This is a genomic window from Azotosporobacter soli (assembly GCF_030542965.1).
GTDB lineage: Bacteria > Bacillota > Negativicutes > SG130 > SG130 > Azotosporobacter > Azotosporobacter soli.
Genome location: NZ_JAUAOA010000036.1, coordinates 1 through 19,133 on the forward strand (window position 1 = coordinate 1; position 19,133 = coordinate 19,133).

At 52.3% G+C, this 19,133-nt stretch carries 14 protein-coding genes and 3 tRNA genes; 14 read left to right on the forward strand and 3 right to left on the reverse strand.

All coding sequences use genetic code 11. The features are described 5' to 3' along the window. The first annotated feature begins 127 nt into the window (after positions 1 to 127). The 7 genes from QTL79_RS17725 (at position 128) to QTL79_RS17755 (ending at position 10,363) form a co-directional block, all read left to right on the forward strand. Positions 128 to 203 (forward strand) — tRNA-Lys (locus QTL79_RS17725). A 5-nt stretch (positions 204 to 208) separates the two neighbouring features. Then, a tRNA-Glu gene (locus QTL79_RS17730) sits at positions 209 to 283 on the forward strand. Between the two features lie 162 nt (positions 284 to 445). Further along, positions 446 to 2,140 carry a methyl-accepting chemotaxis protein gene (locus tag QTL79_RS17735; RefSeq protein ID WP_346356273.1) on the forward strand — a complete coding sequence of 565 codons (1,695 nt, stop codon included), beginning with the start codon at positions 446 to 448 and terminating at the stop codon, positions 2,138 to 2,140. A gap of 138 nt (positions 2,141 to 2,278) precedes the next feature. Further along, a complete protein-coding gene (locus QTL79_RS17740) occupies positions 2,279 to 3,982 on the forward strand; it encodes a methyl-accepting chemotaxis protein (RefSeq protein WP_346356274.1) in 1,704 nt (567 codons plus the stop codon). A gap of 165 nt (positions 3,983 to 4,147) precedes the next feature. Continuing rightward, a complete protein-coding gene (locus tag QTL79_RS17745) occupies positions 4,148 to 9,211 on the forward strand; it encodes a PAS domain S-box protein (protein WP_346356275.1) in 5,064 nt (1,687 codons plus the stop codon). Between the two features lie 19 nt (positions 9,212 to 9,230). Next, on the forward strand, positions 9,231 to 9,980 hold the full coding sequence (locus QTL79_RS17750) for a DUF5714 domain-containing protein (protein WP_346356276.1): 750 nt from the start codon (positions 9,231 to 9,233) through the stop codon (positions 9,978 to 9,980). A gap of 125 nt (positions 9,981 to 10,105) precedes the next feature. Next, positions 10,106 to 10,363, forward strand: coding sequence for a hypothetical protein (locus QTL79_RS17755; protein ID WP_346356277.1), 258 nt, complete (start codon positions 10,106 to 10,108; stop codon positions 10,361 to 10,363). A gap of 409 nt (positions 10,364 to 10,772) precedes the next feature. On the opposite strand, the gene QTL79_RS17760 is transcribed toward QTL79_RS17755, so the two are convergent. Together QTL79_RS17760 and QTL79_RS17765 are read right to left on the reverse strand one after the other, a co-directional pair. Further along, complete coding sequence (locus QTL79_RS17760; RefSeq protein WP_346356278.1) at positions 10,773 to 11,369, reverse strand: GerMN domain-containing protein; 597 nt, start codon at positions 11,367 to 11,369, stop codon at positions 10,773 to 10,775. A 4-nt stretch (positions 11,370 to 11,373) separates the two neighbouring features. Beyond that, positions 11,374 to 12,438 (reverse strand): N-acetylmuramoyl-L-alanine amidase family protein, encoded by a 1,065-nt coding sequence (locus QTL79_RS17765; RefSeq protein WP_346356279.1) that lies wholly within the window; start codon positions 12,436 to 12,438, stop codon positions 11,374 to 11,376. Between the two features lie 262 nt (positions 12,439 to 12,700). On the opposite strand from QTL79_RS17765, the gene QTL79_RS17770 reads away from it, so the two are divergent. Further along, positions 12,701 to 13,426, forward strand: a complete 726-nt coding sequence (locus tag QTL79_RS17770; protein WP_346356280.1) for a hypothetical protein — start codon at positions 12,701 to 12,703, stop codon at positions 13,424 to 13,426. A 61-nt stretch (positions 13,427 to 13,487) separates the two neighbouring features. Here the strand turns inward: QTL79_RS17770 and QTL79_RS17775 are convergent, their stop codons facing one another. Further along, a complete protein-coding gene (locus QTL79_RS17775) occupies positions 13,488 to 14,564 on the reverse strand; it encodes an N-acetylmuramoyl-L-alanine amidase family protein (protein WP_346356281.1) in 1,077 nt (358 codons plus the stop codon). 195 nt (positions 14,565 to 14,759) lie between these two features. Between QTL79_RS17775 and QTL79_RS17780 the strand changes: the two genes are divergently transcribed. The 6 genes from QTL79_RS17780 (at position 14,760) to QTL79_RS17805 (ending at position 19,098) form a co-directional block, all read left to right on the forward strand. Further along, positions 14,760 to 15,170: a bacteriohemerythrin gene (locus QTL79_RS17780; RefSeq protein WP_346356282.1), complete on the forward strand. Its 411-nt coding sequence runs from the start codon at positions 14,760 to 14,762 to the stop codon at positions 15,168 to 15,170. A gap of 179 nt (positions 15,171 to 15,349) precedes the next feature. Then, positions 15,350 to 15,781 carry a bacteriohemerythrin gene (locus tag QTL79_RS17785; RefSeq protein WP_346356283.1) on the forward strand — a complete coding sequence of 144 codons (432 nt, stop codon included), beginning with the start codon at positions 15,350 to 15,352 and terminating at the stop codon, positions 15,779 to 15,781. A gap of 75 nt (positions 15,782 to 15,856) precedes the next feature. After that, positions 15,857 to 15,931: transfer RNA gene (locus QTL79_RS17790), tRNA-Gly, on the forward strand. Between the two features lie 190 nt (positions 15,932 to 16,121). Next, positions 16,122 to 17,072 (forward strand): tyrosine-type recombinase/integrase, encoded by a 951-nt coding sequence (locus QTL79_RS17795; protein ID WP_346356284.1) that lies wholly within the window; start codon positions 16,122 to 16,124, stop codon positions 17,070 to 17,072. Positions 17,073 to 17,911: 839 nt separating this feature from the next. Further along, positions 17,912 to 18,259: a helix-turn-helix domain-containing protein gene (locus QTL79_RS17800; RefSeq protein WP_346354983.1), complete on the forward strand. Its 348-nt coding sequence runs from the start codon at positions 17,912 to 17,914 to the stop codon at positions 18,257 to 18,259. Further along, a complete protein-coding gene (locus QTL79_RS17805; protein ID WP_346354984.1) occupies positions 18,256 to 19,098 on the forward strand; it encodes an IS3 family transposase in 843 nt (280 codons plus the stop codon). The genes QTL79_RS17800 and QTL79_RS17805 overlap by 4 nt, the downstream gene beginning before the upstream one ends. Positions 19,099 to 19,133 lie beyond the last annotated feature (35 nt).

Sequence of the window (19,133 nt, forward strand, 5' to 3'; positions counted from 1 at the left end):
AGTCGGTAGAGCAGAGGACTGAAAATCCTCGTGTCGACGGTTCGATTCCGCCCTGTGGCACCACTTGTTTATAACTTCGGCATTACGCGCTGCACGCTGGGCGATCTTGCCGAGTTTTCTATTTTAGGACCTACTAGCTCAGTTGGTAGAGCACCTGACTTTTAATCAGGGTGTCGATGGTTCGAGTCCATCGTGGGTCACCATTCACGGCCCGTTGGTCAAGCGGTTAAGACACGGCCCTTTCACGGCTGGAACAGGAGTTCGATTCTCCTACGGGTCACCAACAACAATATCTCATGCCTTCGGGCATGGGATTTTTTTTGCTGTTTTACTTAAAATAGTTAAATAACGATGACTTTTGTCACAAAAGCAGGACTTAGCTCGATAAATGGTAAAATTAATAGCATGGTGTAGAAATAGAACGAAAAGAAAGAGAGTGAACGAAATGGCTAAAACGAGATTTCCTTTACGCATGCAATTGATGATGATGGTGAGCATTATCATTGTAGCTCTCCTGGCCGTCCTCAGTTTTGGCTTGTTCGAACTGAACGTCGTCGGCAAAGGGGCCAATGACATCGTCAAGCACACGGCGAACCGGGTCATGCAGGTCAGAGAGGCGCAGTTAGAATTTGCCAACACCTTAAATGGCGTAAGAGGCTTTTTGCTTTACGGCGCTCCGGCCTACGAACAGGAAGCGCGTGAAAACATCCAGAAGAGCATCAGCGTGATCAAGGCGTATAATGCGACTTCGACGATGCAGGATACAAAAGTGGAAGGCGCTAAACTGGAAAAGCAGCTGACCGATTATGCTGCACTGGTCGAGAAGATCATCGCCGCGAAGAAGGCCAACGATCCGCAGCTGACGACGCTGCTGGGCGAAGGTCGGAAATTGGCGGATGAACTGAACCAGCAGTATGTCAAGACCGCGGAACTGCAAAAGAAATATCTCACAGACAAAGGCACATCGCTCTTTGAGTCGGCGGAGCGGATGACGAATCTGGCGATGCTGGCCAGCCTGCTGATCGTTTTGGCCGCGCTGGCCTACGGCTTCTGGTACAGCAACAACATGGCCAAGCGCCTTAAAAACGTTTGTGACACCTTGGAAGAAGTCGGCCATCTCGATCTGCGCGGGCAGGATCGCCATCCGACGCGCAATGACGAGATCGGCGACATGGCGAATACCATTATTACGATGCGCAGAGCGCTGAAAGAATTCGTTGCCAAGGTCGGCAATACCAGCCAGATCCTTGGCGAATCGAGCCGCAGCCTTAGCGTCGCGGTGGATCAACAGCTACAGGCGGTGGAGTCGGTTGCGGACAATGCGACGCAGATTGCCGGCGGCGCATCGCACAACGTTGAGAATATCACGAACATTTCCTCGACGCTGCAGCAATTGTCGGCCAGTTCGGAAGAAGCGGCTGCCAGTTCGGCGCAGGTCAGCATGGGCACGAACGTCGCGGTCGACGAAGCGGCAACCGGCATGGAGCTCTTGGACAGCGTCGTCAAGCAAAATGAATTCATTTCGGAAGCGATGGCGGAGATCAATACGGTGACGCAAAATCTCGCCAGCGGCTCGGATAAGATCAAAGGGATCATCGATGTGATCGGCAGCATTGCCGGACAGACGAACCTCTTGGCGCTCAATGCGGCGATCGAAGCGGCACGGGCCGGTGAGGCCGGTCGGGGCTTTGCGGTCGTGGCCGAGGAAGTGCGCAAGTTGGCGGAACAAAGCGAGCAGGCGACGAAGGACATCGTCGAGATCATCACCGGTATGGGCGATGAGATCACGGCAGCGGTCAATACCGTCGGCAAAGCCAATCAACAGGTGGAACGGGGTAAGAATGCCGCCGCCTCGAGCAAACAGGGCTTTAGCGCGATTGTCGATAAGTTGCAGGACGTAAAGAACGGCATCGAGCAGATCGCGGGAACCGTTGATGAAATGGCCAAAGGTTCGCAGCTGATGGTCGGCAATGTTGAAAACATCAACGCCGTGGCGGAAGAGACGTCGGCGAACTGCCAGATGGTCGCCGCATCGGCGGAAGAACAAAGCGCGCGCATGCATGAGATCAGCAACAACGCAGAGCGTCTGCAGCAAATGGCAGGTGACTTGAAAAGCGTAGTGGAACAATTTAAAATATAAGCGAAAAGCAGGCTTTAAACAGCCTGCTTTTTCAGACTAGGAAATGCGTGAAAATTGGAAAAACAATTGTCTGAAAAGCGCATTTGGGTTAAAATGGAAGTAGTGAAAGACCAAATCGGAGAATAAGGGGTTGAGAACATGGAGAAAAGCCGCTTCCCGATTGCGATGCAACTGGCAGGCATGTTCACATTGGTCGCTGCATTGCTGCTGATGATTTTAGGTTACACGTTGTTTCAATTCAAACAGGCGGGCCTGGAGGCGGAAAACATCGTCAACAGTACGGCTCCGCGCCTGGTTTTGTTGAAAAACGGTCATACGGAGTTTACGCGGGCATTGCTCAATATGCGGGGCTTTCTCTTTTATCCGGACGGGATGGCTACCTATGAAAAGGGCTATCGGGACAGCATCGCAAAAAGTTTAGAGATGGTGCAAGAATATAACCGCACCAGCCAGGAAGCAGAAATAAAGAGCGACGGCGAAAAACTGGCCAAAGCGATCAGTGATTACATTGAATATGCCGACAAACGGCTGATACCGGCGCGCAAGGCCAATGCGCCGAATTGGCTGGCGATGACGTCGGAAGGACGCCAAATGGTGGTGGACACCGATGCAGGGTACAATAAGTTGGCTGAAGTACAGCAAAAAGTATTGGATCGCGAAGGCTTAGCCGTGCTCGAATCGTCGCGGCGCAACAGCAATTTGGCGCTGACGTTAAGCCTGGTTACGATCGCAATCGTTATTGCGCTGGTAACATGGTACAGCCGCAATATGGCGGTACGCATGAACCGGGTTGGCACAAGCCTGCGTCAGGTCGGCGGACTTGACCTGACCGGCAGCGATCTGGTCGTGACCAGAAATGATGAGCTGGGGGATATGGGGATGGTGGCGAATGAAATGCGACGCTCACTGCGCGAGTTTGTCGATCAGCTGGGCAGCAGCAGCGAACAACTGGCCGCATCAAGCCATGAACTGAGCGCCGCGGTCGATGAACAACTGCGCGCCGTCGACCAGGTCGCCGCGAGCATTAATGAAATCGCCAGCGGCTCGACAAAGAATGCGGACAGCATCAGCAATATTTCGGCCACGCTGGAAGAAGTCTCGGCCGGATCCGAACAGATCAGCGCCGGAGCGGCGGAGGTCAACAACAGCACGCAGACCGCGGTGCGCGAAGCCGCGCAGGGCATGGATATGCTGAAACGCGTAGTTCGGCAGAATGAAGCAATCAGCCAAACGATGGGCGAGATCAATGAGGTCGCGGAAGAACTGGCGCAGGGCTCGGAAAAAATCAAGGGCATCGTCGGCGTTATCGATCAGATTGCCGGTCAGACGAATTTATTGGCGCTGAATGCGGCGATCGAGGCGGCGCGAGCAGGCGAAGCCGGGCGCGGCTTTGCGGTGGTCGCGGATGAAGTGCGCAAGCTTGCCGAGCAAAGCTCGCAGGCGACGCAGAACATCGCCGAAATCATTCAGGCGATGGGTGAGCAGATCCACGTCGCGGTCAGCTCGGTGCAAAAGAGCAGCCAGGAAGTCAATAAGGGGAAAGAATCGGCCATTTTGACGCAACAGGGCTTTGAAAGCATCATCGAAAAGATGGAAGTCGTGCAAAACGGTACGGATCAGATTGCCCGCTCGATCAGTGAGACGGCAAAGGGAACGCAGGTTATGGTCGCGAGCGTGGAGAATATCAGCGTGGTCGCGCATCAGACGTCGGCTAATTCCGAGACGGTCGCGAGCTCCGCGCAGCAACAGGCGACAGGCATGCGCGAAATCACGCTCAATGCCGAAAACCTTTCCTCGCTGGCGCAAAACCTGCAGCAGATCGTAGAACGCTTTAAACGCTAAAAGAGAATTCCGGCAAAGGACGCAAAAAGAAGGTGTCTCAAAAAAGCGACGGCTGTTTTTGAGACGCCTTTCTTTTTCACTCAATGAAGGAAGTTAATGGGAAAAAGCGAATATTTGGAAGTAGGGGAATGTAAAACGGAATCAAGCCGTAAAGAGGTGAAATAAATGAAAATGGACGGCTGGACAAAAGAACGAGGCAGCGAGCAGGAAGACGCAGCGGGGCAGTCGGTAGACGAACTGCATCAATCGCTGCTTTTGCTCTCGGCGATCTTGGAATCTACGGCCGATGGACTGATGGTAGTCGATCAGGCCGGTTTTGTTATTCGCTGCAATCAGCGCTTTTTAGATATCTGGCAAGTCGGCGAAGAAATTTCCGCGGACGGAAATCCCGATAGGATCGTGGAAAGAGTCAAAAGCATGGTGCGCAGCGACAAAGAATATTTTCCGCTGAACAAAGAAGCAAAAAGCGGTGAAAAAAGAGAAAAAACCGTTCGCTTGGAATTAAAAGACGGACGGGTAATCGAACGGGTGACGCGCCCTTTGCAGGAAGCGGACGGACGGATTGTCGGCAGGGTCGGCAGTTATCGCGATATCACACAACGGGTGCAGGCGGAAGCTCACCTGGCGGAAGAGCGGACGCGGTTTATCGATGGCCCCGTCGTCGTATTTAAGTGGAAAGCCCAAGTGGGCTGGCCAATCGAGTATGTCTCGCCGAATATTGCGCAGGTCATGGGCTGGGACAGCAAGCTTTTTGTTGCGCAGGAACAGTGTTTTCGCGAATTGATTCATCCGGAGGAACGGGAAGCGATCGATTTAGAAATTAAACGCTACCAGGATGAATGCGAGCTGCACTTCCAGCAGGAAATGCGCTTGCGCTGCGGCAGCGGCGAGTACCGCTGGTTTTATGCCTGCATCATGGCGCTTTGCGAAGAACCGACCAAAGTCGATCACTACCAGGGCTACTTGATCGATATAAACCGCAGAAAAGAAATTGAAAAAGACTTGATCGAAAGCGAACAGCGCTGGCAATTCGCGCTCGATGGCAGCGGCAGCGGCGTTTGGGACTGGGATGTGCAAAGCGGCGATGTTTTCTTCAGTAATGCCTGGAAAAGCGTCTTAGGCTATCAGCCCGAAGAAATGGCGGGGCGCGTCGAGGAATGGAAGAAACGCGTTCATCCGGAAGATTGGCAGCGGGTGCAGGCAAAGCTGGAAAAACACTTGGCGGGCGAAGAAGCGCAGTACGAAGCGGAATACCGCTTGCGCTGCAAAGACGGCAGTTACAAATGGGTTTGCAACCGAGGCATGGTCGTAGCGCGCGATGCGTCCGGGCATGCGTTGCGCATGATCGGAACGCAGATCGATTTCAGCGAACGCAAAAAAGCCGAAGCGCTATTGAGAGAGAAGGAACGTAACTTTCGCCGTTTTTTCAACGGGATCGACGACATGGTCTTCGTGCTGCGCGAAGACGGTGAACTTCAATTCGCCAATGAAACCGCGCTGCAAAAGATGGGCTATGCGCAAAACGAACTGCAGACGCTGCACATGCTGAATCTTTTTCCGCCGGAAGAGCAAGAGCGTGCGGATCAATTGTTCCAGGACGTGATGCATGACAAGCAGCAGGGCGGCCAGACCAAGCTAATCAATACGGACGGCCATCCCATTTCGGTGGAGTGCCGCGTCGTGCGCGGCGAGTGGAGTAATGAAGAAGTCGTGTTCGTCATTTGCAAAGACATCAGTGAACTGGAGCTGGAACGAAGCAAATTCCATAAGGCGTTTGAAGCCAGCTCCTCGGCGATGGCAATCAGCTGCCTCGGCAACAGCCGTTATCTGGAAGTGAATGAAGCCTTCTGCAATGTCTTCGGTTATCTGCGTGAAGAGGCGATCGGCCGTTCGAGCCTCGACCTGGGTCTGATCACAAGCAAAGAGCTCCGAGCGGCATTCGTAGATCAGCTCGAGAAGAAATGCAGCATCCGCAATCAGGAACTGACCGCCTATGCGAAGGACGGCTCACCGCGCTACGGCTCTTTTTCAGCGGACTGCATCGATCTGGTGGGCGAGAAATACTTGCTGATGACGTTTGTCGATATGACGGAACAGCGCCAGGTACAGGAAGAGCTGCGCGAACAGACCGCGCGTCTTACCAGTCTGCTCGATTCGATGCCGGACATGGTTTTTTTCAAAGACTTGGATGGTTGTTATTTGGGCTGCAACACGGTCTTTGCCGAACGCCTCAAAATGCGCAAAGAAGAGGTGGTCGGTCTGAGCGATACGGAAACCAATCCCGGCAAACGGGGCGAAGTCTTCAAACAGCAAGACCAGCAGGTTATCGAGAGCGGTAAGGCGATGATCTTCGAAAGTCGCGAAGAAGCATCCGACGGCAGCAGCGTCGTGATCGAGACGCTCAAAGCGCCGCTCAAGGATCAGGCGGGCGTTATTTTCGGCGTAGTCGGATTGGCGCGCGACATCAGCGAACGCAAGGCGACTGAGGAAACGCTGCGTTGGAGCCAGAGTTTGCTCAGTCAGATGGCGACCAGTTCGCCGCTCGGCTTCTATGTCGTCAATACGCACAATGACCATATTCTGTACTTCAACCAGAAGTTCTGCGAGATCTGGCGGATGGAGGAACTGGCGGACGCGATGTCGGCAGGCATCTTGCGCAATAAGGATCTGACCAGTTTTTGCCTGAGCAAGGTAGCCGAAGCGGAAGCGTTCCAGATGAGTCTGAAACGCTTGCAGCAGGAAGAAAACCGGGAAATCCTCGAAGACGAAGTGGTGCTCAACGATGGACGGGTGATCCGGCGCTACTCGACGCAGATTCGCGATGCGCAGGATCATTATTGGGGCCGTTTCTTTATCTATGAAGACATCAGTCGCGGCAAGGAAGCGGAACGCAGTCTGTTGGAAGCGCTGGAATTCCAAAAGAATATGATGGCCGCAGCGACGGTCGGTATTGCGGCCTACAGCTGGGAAGGCGAATGTTTGCTTGCCAATGATGCGATTGCCGCGATCATCGGTGCGCGGCGCAGCGATGTCCTGCAGCAGAACTTTCGTACGATCGAGTCCTGGAAAGAATTCGGTCTCTTGGCGCTGGCCGAAAAAACGTTTGAGGAAGGTGCGCAGCGTCAGGAGTTGTATATCGTGACGTCATACGGGCGCGAATGCTGGCTGGATTTGCAGACGGCGACGTTCGGCAGCCGGGAACGGCCGTTGATCCTCTTTATTGCCAATGACATCACCGCGCGCAAAGAGACGCAGATGGAGCTGGAACGGTACCGGACGAAGCAGCAGGCCATCCTCGACAATCTGCCCTCGGCGGCCTGGCTGAAAGACAAAGACGGTTATTATGAAATGGTCAATACGGAGCACTCTCGTTTATGCGCCCTGCCGATCGACGAAATCATCGGCAAGACCGATTTTGAAGTCTGGCGCTCGCCGCTGGCCGCGCGTTACCGGGAAGAAGACATCGAGGTCATGGCAAGTCGTCAGCGAAAACAGGTCGAAGAACAGTTGAATGAGAATTGGTATGTCACCTATAAGACGCCGATCTTCAACGAAAAGGGCGAAGTCGTCGGAACGGCGGGCCTCTCGCAGGACATCAGCGAGCGCAAGCAATACGAGGAAGCGCTGCGCGAGGCGAAGGAAGCGGCGGAAGCGGCCAATCGCGCTAAGAGTGAGTTCCTGGCGAATATGAGCCATGAGATACGCACGCCGATGAATGGGATCGTCGGCATGACCGAATTGGCGCTGGCGACGCAGCTGAGCGAACTGCAGCGCGAATATCTCGATAATGTGCAGCATTCCGCGTTCGCACTGCTCGATATCCTCAATGACATTCTCGATTTTTCCAAGATCGAAGCGGGCAAACTCGAATTGGAGGATATCGCCTTCGACTGGCGTGAACTGGTCGAAAAAGAGATGACGATCTTCAACTTGAAATGCCAGGAAAAAAAGATTGAATTGCTGTTGGAAATCGATCCGACGCTGCCGCGTTTTGTAATCGGAGATCCGATCCGCATTCGGCAGGTATTGGTCAACCTGATCGGCAATGCCGTAAAATTCACCAGCCGCGGCGAAATTATCGTCTCGGTAAAAAGAGATGATGCCGCGCGGGAGGAAGCGATAGGCGTACTGCCGCTGGTCTTTGGCGTTGCGGATACCGGCATCGGCATTGCCGCAGAGAAGCAGGAAATGATCTTCGAAGGCTTTACCCAAGCGGATGGTTCAATGACGCGACGCTACGGCGGAACAGGACTGGGCTTGACGATTTCGCGCAATCTGGTCAAACTGATGGGCGGTGAAATTAAAGTGAGCAGCCAAAGCGGCAAGGGCAGCCAGTTCAACGTGCATCTACCATTGCTTGTGCCGGAGGCGGCGGAAAGAGAAGAGCAGAGCAAACCCGAAAAGGAACTGGCGGTGCAGCGTATCCTGGTGGTCGATGACAATGCGACGAACCGAAGGATTCTCAAAGATATGCTGGAGTACTGGGGTATGCAGGTCACGCTTTGCGAAGAAGGGCAAACAGCACTCGCGCTACTGGAGCAGGGGATCGCTGAAGGGCGGCCGTTCGAGCTCCTTTTACTGGACGTTCAAATGCCTGAAATGGACGGCTGGCAGGTGGCCGAGCGAATCCAGCAAAGTTCGCTTTCGTTAAAGCCGGAGGTGCTGTTGCTCTCGTCGACGTTTGACAGCCAGCAAAACGAACGCTGCCGTCAAAGCGGCGTCAGCCGCTATCTGATGAAGCCGGTGCGGATGCATGAATTGTACCGCGCGTTGGCGGCGCTCGACAAGAACGAAGAGCTGGCGAAACGACAGGCGCAAGAAGGCGAAGCAAGGCAGCTGAAATGGTCGGGGCGGGTGCTGGTTGCCGAGGATGAACCGGTGAACATGATGATCATCACGACGTTTCTCAGCAAACAGGGCCTTCAGGTCACGAAGGCAAAGAACGGCGCGGACGCGTTGGTCAAATACCGGCAGAATCAGTACGACCTGATTTTCATGGATCTGCATATGCCGGAAATGGACGGACTGGCGGCTACACGCTGCATCCGGCAGTTGGAAAACGGCGGGAAACGAGTGCCCATTATCGCGCTGACCGCCGATGCGATGAAAGGCGACCGCGAAAAATGCCTCGCGGCCGGGATGGATCACTACATCGCTAAGCCGTTTCGCCAGGATGAGCTGCAAGAAGTGCTGCAGCAGTTTTTGCAGCAGGCGAAAGGCGTCGAATAGGAAGGAGCGTGAACGCGCCATGTACGAAGAAAAAAGGCGGCCGCAGCAAAATGACGGAAGCGGACGCTGCCAGATCTGCGGCACGACACTGCAGTACGGCTCTGCGCAGAGTCCGGTCGTCTGCCGTGTCTGCGGCTTACAGGAAGTGGCGAATGTCGTTTGCACGTCCGGGCATTATGTTTGCGAAGGCTGCCATGAACAGGAGTACTATTCGCTTCTGGCCGGTTATGCGCTGACGCTGACAAGCCAGGACCCGATGGCGATCGCCGAAAGTCTGCTGCGCGAGACGATGTTGCTGCAAAACGGCAATGAACATTATGCGCTGCCGGTGGTGGCGTTGCTTACCGCGTTAAAAAATTACGGCGCGATTCCCTTGCCGGGCGGCGAAGTTCGTTCGATCGACGAAGAAGACATTCGCGAAGGCATTCGGCGCGTTCGCCAGATCCCGCCTTGCGCCTGCGCCTATTTAGGTGCGTGCGGCGCGGGCCTTGGCGTCGGGATCGTCGTCAGCATCCTCTTTCATGCGCATTGCGAGCAGGATATCGAACGCAGTCTGACGATGCGCGCGAGCCAGACTGCCGTCGCCGCGATCGCCAACAGCGGCGGACCGGCCTGCTGTAAGCAGAGCGTACGGACCGCGGTCCTGGTCGGCAGCCAACTGCTGAAGGAAATGCTGCGCGTCTATCTGCCGCTCAGCCGGAGCAAATGTTTTTTTCAGGCGGCGAATCACGCTGGCTGCAAAGGGGCGCGCTGCTCTTTCGGGCGCTAAAGGATTTTAAAAGAAAAAAGAGTGAAAAATAAGTTTTTTAACTTTGCCTGGCGTAGCTTTGTATGATATCGTTTAAGCAAGGCAAGCCGAACGGGCGAAGAAGAGCGCAAAGAGGTGTTCAGTTTATGGAAAAAATCATCGGCAGAACGCCATCCGGTGAAGAGTATGAGATGCGGATCGAAGACGGCAAAGTGTTGCTCGAGTTATTGCAATACAAGATGACGTTCGAACCGCAGCTCGTGATGCGAAACGGTAAGATCGCCTTTGTCGGCACGGTGAAGTATCGGGACAAGGAACGCGAACTGGTCATCGTCGGCAGCGATGAAACCGTACGCTGGTTTGAACGGGCCAAAGATTTTTTATATGAACAGGGACATAAGTAATCATAAAGGGAGTGTCTTGAAATCGGATTTTCACCGATTTCAAGACACTCCCTTTATTCGTATTTGAACTTGGCAAAATAAATTTGGAAGAAATGCGATTAATGGATTGCGTTAGCTTTATCCGCAACCGTGGTTTTTCCATAACACAAGGGCTTCGTGCCAGGCATGGCCGAAATAGCCTGCATCCGTCAGCATTCCAGACACCATGCGCCATCCAGGCGCAGTGTCCGCTCGCGGCGTCCATGCCGCGAGTGCTGACGAATTTGTCCATTTCAACCTGCCTGGCGGTACTCGCCCTAAACGTTCTCTAAAAACCACGGCTGCGGGGCTGACCAGAACGAAGGAATCGAAGGAGACGGAAGGAAGGGTGTGCAGCAAAAATTATTTTGTGCTGCACACCCTTCCTTATTTACGGCTGACGGATGATGCTTTCCGAACGGGAGAGGGGCACGCTGATGTCGACGTGTCCGGCTAGCGTCGCGCGCGCTTGGCCTTCGATCAGGATCTGCACCTGCTCGATGCTGGGGAACTCGGTCAGCGTGTTCACGATCGCAGCCACGAGCAGGATTTCCTGACTGGAGCCGCCGGAATTGTTTGTGACTAGCTTATCGTTGAAATTGGCGTACGCGATATGATCCTTGATCGCCAGGCTGCGGAGCTTGACGCCGACCGGCATCACCGGAACCAGTTGGGAATCCTTCGGACCACTTGCCAACAGCTCCAGCGCCGTCTGAGCCGGAATGTCGTTTCTGGCAGAGGTGCGGACCTCCGGGATCAGGTAAAAGCCATCGCGGGCCGCCTGATAAACCGTTAGGTGCATGACGCTTTTGCCGGGAATCGCGCTGGGCGAGGCCGGCGCAAGCGAAGCGGCGTCCGTTGCCGTCGGCACGGCAGCGACTGTGCTTGAAGGCGTAGAAGTCTCCTGCGCTGTCGGCTCGACCTGGCTGCAGCCGGAGAAGAGGAGCGGTGCGAGTAAAAATAAGAGCAGGAACACAATGCGAGACATAGGACTACCTCCCCGTTGTTGCGGCTTGACTGAAGAAATTCGTGATGCCGTTGACGATTCCCTGCGCGACTTTCTGTTGGAATTGCGGGTTGTTCAACAACGCTTCCTCGGATGGATTGGTCAGAAAAGCGGTTTCGAGCAATACGGCAGGCATCAGCGTGCGGCGCAGGACATAGAAATTAGCGGTATAGACGCCGCGGTCGCTCAAGCCGTCCGAAGCCGTCACGGCGCTTTGCACGCTTTGTGCCAAGAGGCGCGAATAAGACGAAGAACCATAATAATACGTCGCCGTTCCGCCGACCGAAGGGTCGCGGAACGAATTCGCGTGAATATCGATGAAAACATCCGCATTGTTGCGGTTGCCGATTGCGGCGCGTGCGCCCAGCTCGTCGGCGCCGCTCGCATTCGGGCCGAATACGTCGCGGTCGTCGCTGCGCGTCAGGATGACGTTAGAGCCCGCTTTGGTCAGCAGATCCTTCACTTTCAGCGAAATGGCAAGCGTCACGTCCTTTTCCATGACCTGCGCCGCCGGGCCGATCGCACCGGGATCGCTGCCGCCGTGTCCGGGATCGAGCACGATCACCTTGCCCTTTAGTCCCGGCGTGAACTGATAACTGCGCGCCGGCTGTGCCGGTTCGTTGATGTCAAGAACGACGCGGAACGGCTTGCCCGCCGCCGCGTTTGCCGGGAGCGTGAAGAGATTGAAATCGCCGCTTTCGATCGCCTCCGGCAGTGTAATCGTCAGGCGAGAACCGGTGGGCGTTGTAGACAGCGTCTGCTTAAGCGCGATTCGGCCGTCGAGCGGGCCTTGCCGGTTCGCAAGCGAAAGCGACGCGCCTGGCAGATCGATGCTCAGCGTTTGGCCGCTCAGATTTGCGGTCGCCTCGAGCGGCGCCGTAAGATCCAAGACGATGCGCAGCTTCTTATCGCCGCTGACCGCGTCCGTGTGAATCGCGAAGCGGTTGGCGGTCAGTTGCGCCGGCGCGGCGGAGCAAAGCGGCAGCAAGGACGAAAAGCCAAGCGGCGCGCTAAGAACAAGTAAAAGAAAGACAGTGATTCGAAAGAACAAAACGATACCTCCCAGCCGCATCATAACGTAGTCGTTTGCTAAATAGGTACACAGCCTAAAACGCATACGATGCAGCATTATTCATTTCGCGTTGGACGTGGAAAATTCCTACAGGACTTTCGTCGTAATGCGCGAATATATTTTGCAGGAAGAAGAAAAAGACAAACTCCCATTGTAGTTTACGTTAAAGATGACCAGATGATATAAAGATAATGACAAGATTTTCGAAAATTAGTCTTAAGAAAAAGAGGAGGACGAGACGATGCGTAAAATCATGCTACTCACGCTCCTGCTATTTTGTTTGGCGATGTCATACGGCAGTGCAGAGGAGCGAAAAGAAGAATGGAGCGATAAAGGATTTCCGTTCGCCAGTTTGAAGACGGTCGCCGTTTCGCTCAGCGTAGACGAAGGCGTGAAACTCGAAGAAATCGAGCAAAAAAAGATCGCGGATATGAGCGATGCCGTGTTTTCCGCCAATTCCGGCACAACGACGCAATGGCTGAATGAAAAGCAGATCCTGAAAAGAATCGGCGTGATGACCCAGGTCGAACTCGAAGGCCTTAAAAACAGCGAACCGGAAAAATATCAGGCCGCCTGGAACGAGCAAGTGCTCAAAGTAAGCGAAGCGAAACTCGAGATCAAGATTCGCCAATGGGGCTACACGCAGCAGTACGTGCCCGACACGATCGAGAATTACACCGACTACCAAAACACCCCGGTGAGCGTCGTGCAATACGATTCGAACGGCAGGCCGTATACGACGATCCAGTGGGTGCAGGTACCGATCGAGCGCAGCCGGATCATACCGGCGCATTATGAACCGATTGCCCATGCGGGCGTCGAATGTACGCTGACCAGCAACAAGACCGGGGCGAAGATCTGGCTGCTTACCGACCTGCGTGACGCAAAAGGCGGCAAGGTGCCGAGCGAAATGCTGGAACGCATCCTGCGCCGGGTACTGGAGCGCTTTAGCGCATTGCAAAAATAACGCAAAGAGAACGGGCTGTCTCGTAAGGTGAACTCACCTTGCGAGACAGCCCGTTTTTACTCTACTTAGCCAGTTGGGACGCTTGTACAAAGAACGTCTTTAGGCCGTTCACAATGCCGAGCGCCAGTTTGTCCTGAAAGGCGGGCGTATCAAGCAGTTTCTCTTCCTGCGGGTTGGAGAGAAAGGCCAGTTCCACCAGACAGGAAGGCATGTCCGTATGTTTAAGCACATAGAAGTTGGCCGAATAGATGCCCCGGTCCTTCAGACCGTCGGCAACCGCCATGCCGCGCTGCAGGTGCTTCGCGAGCAGTTTCGAATAATAGGAACGCGGATAATAATAGCTGCCCGTACCGCCGACCGCCGGATTGCCGAACCAGTTGGCATGGATCGAAACAAAAAGGTCGGCCTGATTGAACGAGGCGTAGCGGGTACGCGCACCCAGTTCCTGTGCGCCGCTCGCGTTCGGGCCATAAACGTCGATATCGGTCTGGCGCGTCATGCAGACGATGGCGCCCTCTTTTTCCAGTAAGGCTTCCACCTTGCGGGCGACGGCCAGATTTACGTCTTTTTCCTGGACGCCTGCGTTGCCGTGCGCACCTGCGTCGCTGCCGCCGTGACCGGGGTCGAGCGCGATCACTTTGCCGCGCAGCCCTGCGGTATAGGGGATCGGATCGGCAACCGACGGCTTCGTGATCTCAATCAAGAGCTGAGCCGGTTTACCATCGGCGGCAGTTAAGGCGCTGACCTTATAATCCAGTTCCGAAATCGGCTGCGGAAAACGGATTTCGAGGCGGCTGCCGCTTGGCATCGCGCTGATTGTCAGCGTCGAGGCCAACGTGCCGTCGAGTTTCGTCGCGCCCTTCAAAGCGCCGGGCGTTGCGCCCCTTACATCGACCGTCAGCAGGTCGGGGGCGCTCAGGCGGCTGGCCGTATCGAGCGGCGCTGCGGCGTCGAGCGTCAGGCGCAAGGACTGTTCGCCGGTGTCCGCGTCGCTTGCAACGCTGAACTGGCTGTTGCTCAGCGGGGCAACCGTCGCTGCCTTGGCAGGGACGGGCGTCTGTTTTGCGGGCGCGGCGGCGACTGGAACCGACAACGCCAATAAGCATAAGAGTAAAAAACAACCTTTTCGTACTAACAAGAATCCATACCTCCTATGGGCAACCTACAATAGAGTCCTTTTGATTATTACGCATCTGCGGGCGAATAGCAAGAGCGGATTTTTCAAAACGCGCTTTTGTTATTGAGAGAAAGAGAAGAGGGAAAAAATGGAAGGGATTTAAAGAAGAACGGCGAACTAGTGAAACAAAGACGCAAAGATAAGGGAGCGGTGAACGTGAATGCGATTCCATGGCGCGAAGACTACGATACCGGCTTTCAAAGGATGGATGACGAGCATCGGGCACTGTTGCAGATTGTAAATGAACTTTTTGCCAAAAGCGGTGAAGGGATAACGCGGACGCTCGAATTCGACAACGGCTTAATGGAACTGAACCGGCGTTTGCAGGCTCATTTCACGCAGGAAGAAAAGTGGATGAAAGAACATGACGCTTTGAATGCCCAGGAGCATTGCCTCGATCATCACTGGATCCTGTCCGGTGCAAGATGGTTTACGGAAAGCTATTTCAAAGGCAATGCGCAAGCACCGGGCGAAGGGCTGATGGTATTTGAAGCGTATTTTGAAAAACACCTGAGCGGTTACGACAAGGAACTGGCAGACTTTCTCCGTGCGCGGCTTGCACGCTAGAGAATTGCCGATTCATTCGCAGCGTTTACTGCATGACAGTTGAGCGAAATGACACGGAAGAATGCAGTGGAAGCCCAGGTGCAGCGCAGATTCGCTGTGCGAATAACAGGTAAAAATGAAAATCGTTATTAAAGCGATAGTTTCCTAAAAATGCCGGGAGTGCGAGCGGGAGGTGGACTATGGGCTTGGTGCGTTGGCGCGACGAATATAAGATCGACATTGCTGAAATCGACCGAGAACATCAGGCGCTGTTCGACGGCATCGCGGCGCTCGTCACCTGCCTGCTGCTGCAAAGGATCAAGGAACCGGACGGAGAGCGGCGGCAGCTGCTGTTGGATGAAATAACGCTTCAATTAAAAACGCACTTTAGAAATGAAGAGACCTGGATGAAAGAAGCCGGCTATCCAGAGTACGAACAGCACCGCCAAGAGCATAAACGCCTGATGGACGAAGGGCAGCGGATCATACGCGAAAAGATCGCCGCCGGAGAAAGCGTATCCGACCTCCTGGTGTGCCTGACCTGTTGGATGGACGAGCACGTCGTCGAATACGACAAAGAACTTGGCCGCTATGCCAAACAAAGGATCGCCAGCTACGCCTGCCCGTCTTGACGCTAGGCGCAAGCTTGGGTATAATTAACAGGTGCCGGGTTGTTATGACGACCATGACAGAAGGCCAACGAACGGGCGGGCGTAGCTCAGTGGTAGAGTACCGGCTTCCCAAGCCGTGGGTCGAGGGTTCGAATCCCTTTGCCCGCTCCAGGAAAATAGTGTTGGCGCGGCTTTACCGCGCTGTGTTATCTCGAAAAACGCATGAAAATATGGCGTTGGGTCGTCAGTAGTTTGCTGAACGTACCTTAGAAAACGGGAGAATAACAGCGATTGCGGAAGATGAAAGTGTGCGACAATGTTTTTTAACCGGCGTACCCAATAAGGGGAGGCTGGTTTTTTTATGTTCAAAAAGAAAAATGAGGACGTTTTATTCAAGGTAAAACAGGAGTTCGACTTTGCATTGCTAGCGGAAGAATTTATTTTGATGCGGGAAGCAGAAGTATCGAAGTTCACGGTCGGCTCAATTAGAAACACGCTTAAACAGTTTCTTGCGTTTTGCGATGGAACGGTAGCCGAGAAAGGGTTAAAACTAAAAGTGCTACAGTTTCTAGCTGGTAAGGGGAACGAGCATTATAATAAGCAGTTACAAGCAATAAGGGGCTTCTTTCGATATTGTGTTGAGGAAGGGCAACTAAGTGATGATCCCTGCATTTCAGTTAAGTATAAGCCTCATACAAGTCGTATCGTACAACATAACGAAGAGGTTATCCGCAGATTGCTGGATGCGCCAAACAAGGCGACATGGGCAGGTTTGCGTGATTATACGGCAATGGTGTTGTTCTTGGATACGGGGGTGCGACCGAACGAGTTGGTGCAAATTAAGCTGGGGGATTTTGATTTTGGTAACGGATACTTGTATTTGCGCGAAAGCATTACAAAAACCCGTCAGAAAAGAACCGTCCCACTTTCGCCAATCTGTGTTTCTTCAATTAAAAGACTGATCCACTGTCGGCATAAGGAATGGGACAGCGAGTATGTATTTTGTAGTTGGCGAGGAGAGGAAATCACGACAGGAGAGTTGCGAGATCGGTTTCGTAACTATTCAAAGGAGATAGGCACGAATATCACGCCATATCATCTGAGACATACCTTTGCCTTGTACTTCCTGCGAAACTCTTCTAAAACGGGTGTATTCGCGTTACAGAAGATCATGGGGCATAGCAAGCTAGAGCAGACGAGAAACTATGTTTCATTGTTGGAAGCGGATATTCAACAAGCTCATCAAACGGCTTCACCGATTAGCAATATGCTAGGAGCTATTAAAGGTAAGGCGACAGTAATAAAACTATAGGGAAAAGTGAACAGAGAGATATGAAAAAGAGTAAGCAGAAATGCTTGCTCTTTTTTGCGATAGTAACTGCAAAATAAAATAGATAGCAGGGTGTGTCTGTTTTGCTATTCAAAAATAGAATTGAAACATGCAATTATTGAATAAAAATCGTCGTATTCGTTGAAAAACAGCAATGATGATTCTAATACTGGGTTAATTATAACTTATACCGGCAATATCTTTATAATTCTCTAGTTTAATATAACTATTAAAGTTTGAATAAGTTTAATAATAGTGATAAAATATAAGTTTTTAATATTGACCGAAGAATATTTGGAGAGTAGAATGATGATGTGGAGCAAGTGTGAAAGCGAATGTATTGCGTTGATATCTGTAAGAATGAAGAAACGAAGCGTTGTTGTGGCTATTTTATGAGTGTAGGAAAGAGGTTTTAAAGATTAAACTGTGTTTGGATAAAGAGACTTTTTCCTGTAAACCGAATATTGCGCAACGGGCAGAGATCAGTAGGCGATTGCCCAAATACGTAGCTGATTTAAGTATTGATAGTATTGCGAAACACTTGACGCAACCATATGGGAGAACATGGTCGCCCGCATACTTTAAAGCAGATGCTAATGGTGAGATACATCGGCGCAATAATACTTGGCTTGGTCAAACGTTGTTTGCGCTAGATTTTGATAAAGGCATCTCATTTGATGCGGTGATGGAACGGTGCAAGAGATACAAAGTGATGCCTGCCTTTGTCTATTCGACTTTTAGTAGCGTTAACAATGACAAGTGAACTGCACCCCCAAAGTTAGACAGTATAGTATACTGAAAATAACTTTGGGGGTGATTTTATGCCAAAAGGGATACCGAATCAAAAATACACTGGGGAATTTAAACTAAATGTTGTAGAAACAATGCATCGAGAGAAATTAAGTTATCGCGAGATAGCACTGCAATTTGGTATAAGTAGTCACAAGCGTGTCTCCAACTGGGAACGAATCTATCTGGAAGAGGGACCTGAGGGACTTTTCATAGAACGTCGAGGGCGTGGAAGCAAAGGTCGTCCTATCGGGTTACCAAAAAAAACAGAAGAAGACTTACTTGCTGAAGTCCAACGGCTGCGAGCGGAGAATGCCTATTTAAAAAAGTTGAAGGCCTTGGTTCTAGAAGAGGAACGCCAAAGCAAAAGGCGCAAGTGATTTGGGAACTGAGGCATGAACATAAGATTTCTCTGCTGCTTGAAGTATCCAGTCTGCCGCGCGCTACCTATTACTATTATGCGAAAAAAAGTACGGCAGTTGATAAGTATAGCGCGGTTAAAGAACAGATTACTGCAATCTACACGGAAAACAAAGGTCGCTATGGCTATCGACGTATCACGAATGAACTGCACAATCGCGGATATGTCATTAACCATAAGACAGTACAACGGTTGATGAAAGAACAGGGTATCGTCTGTCGGGTTCGGATGAAAAGATATTGCTCCTACAAGGGCGAGGTTGGCAAAATAGCTTTCAATCTTCTCGAACGGAATTTCGAGGCTGCAAAACCGAATCAGAAGTGGGTTACTGACGTTACAGAGTTCAAGTTATTTGGGCAGAAGCTGTATCTGTCACCGATACTGGATCTATGCAGTCGTGACATTGTCAGCTATGTTATTTCAGATCGCCCGGCACTCTCTATGGCACTGCGTATGCTGGATAAAGCATTTGCCAAGATTCCAAACAACTCGAATCTCATTCTTCACTCAGATCAAGGCTGGCAATACCAACACAAACGCTATCGGCACGCACTCAAAGAAAAGGGCATTTCCCAAAGTATGAGCCGAAAAGGGAACTGTCTGGATAATGCCGTTATGGAAAACTTCTTCGGAATACTAAAGAGTGAACTTCTGTATCTACAGGAGTTTGACTCAGTTGAACATTTCAAGTCGGAGTTGATCGATTATCTCGACTACTACAACAACCGACGCATCAAGACAAAGTTAAAGGGTTTGCCACCCGCTCTACACAGGCAGCAAACCCTTATGGCTGCTTAAAATAAATAGTTGTCTAACTTTTTGGGGTCACTTCA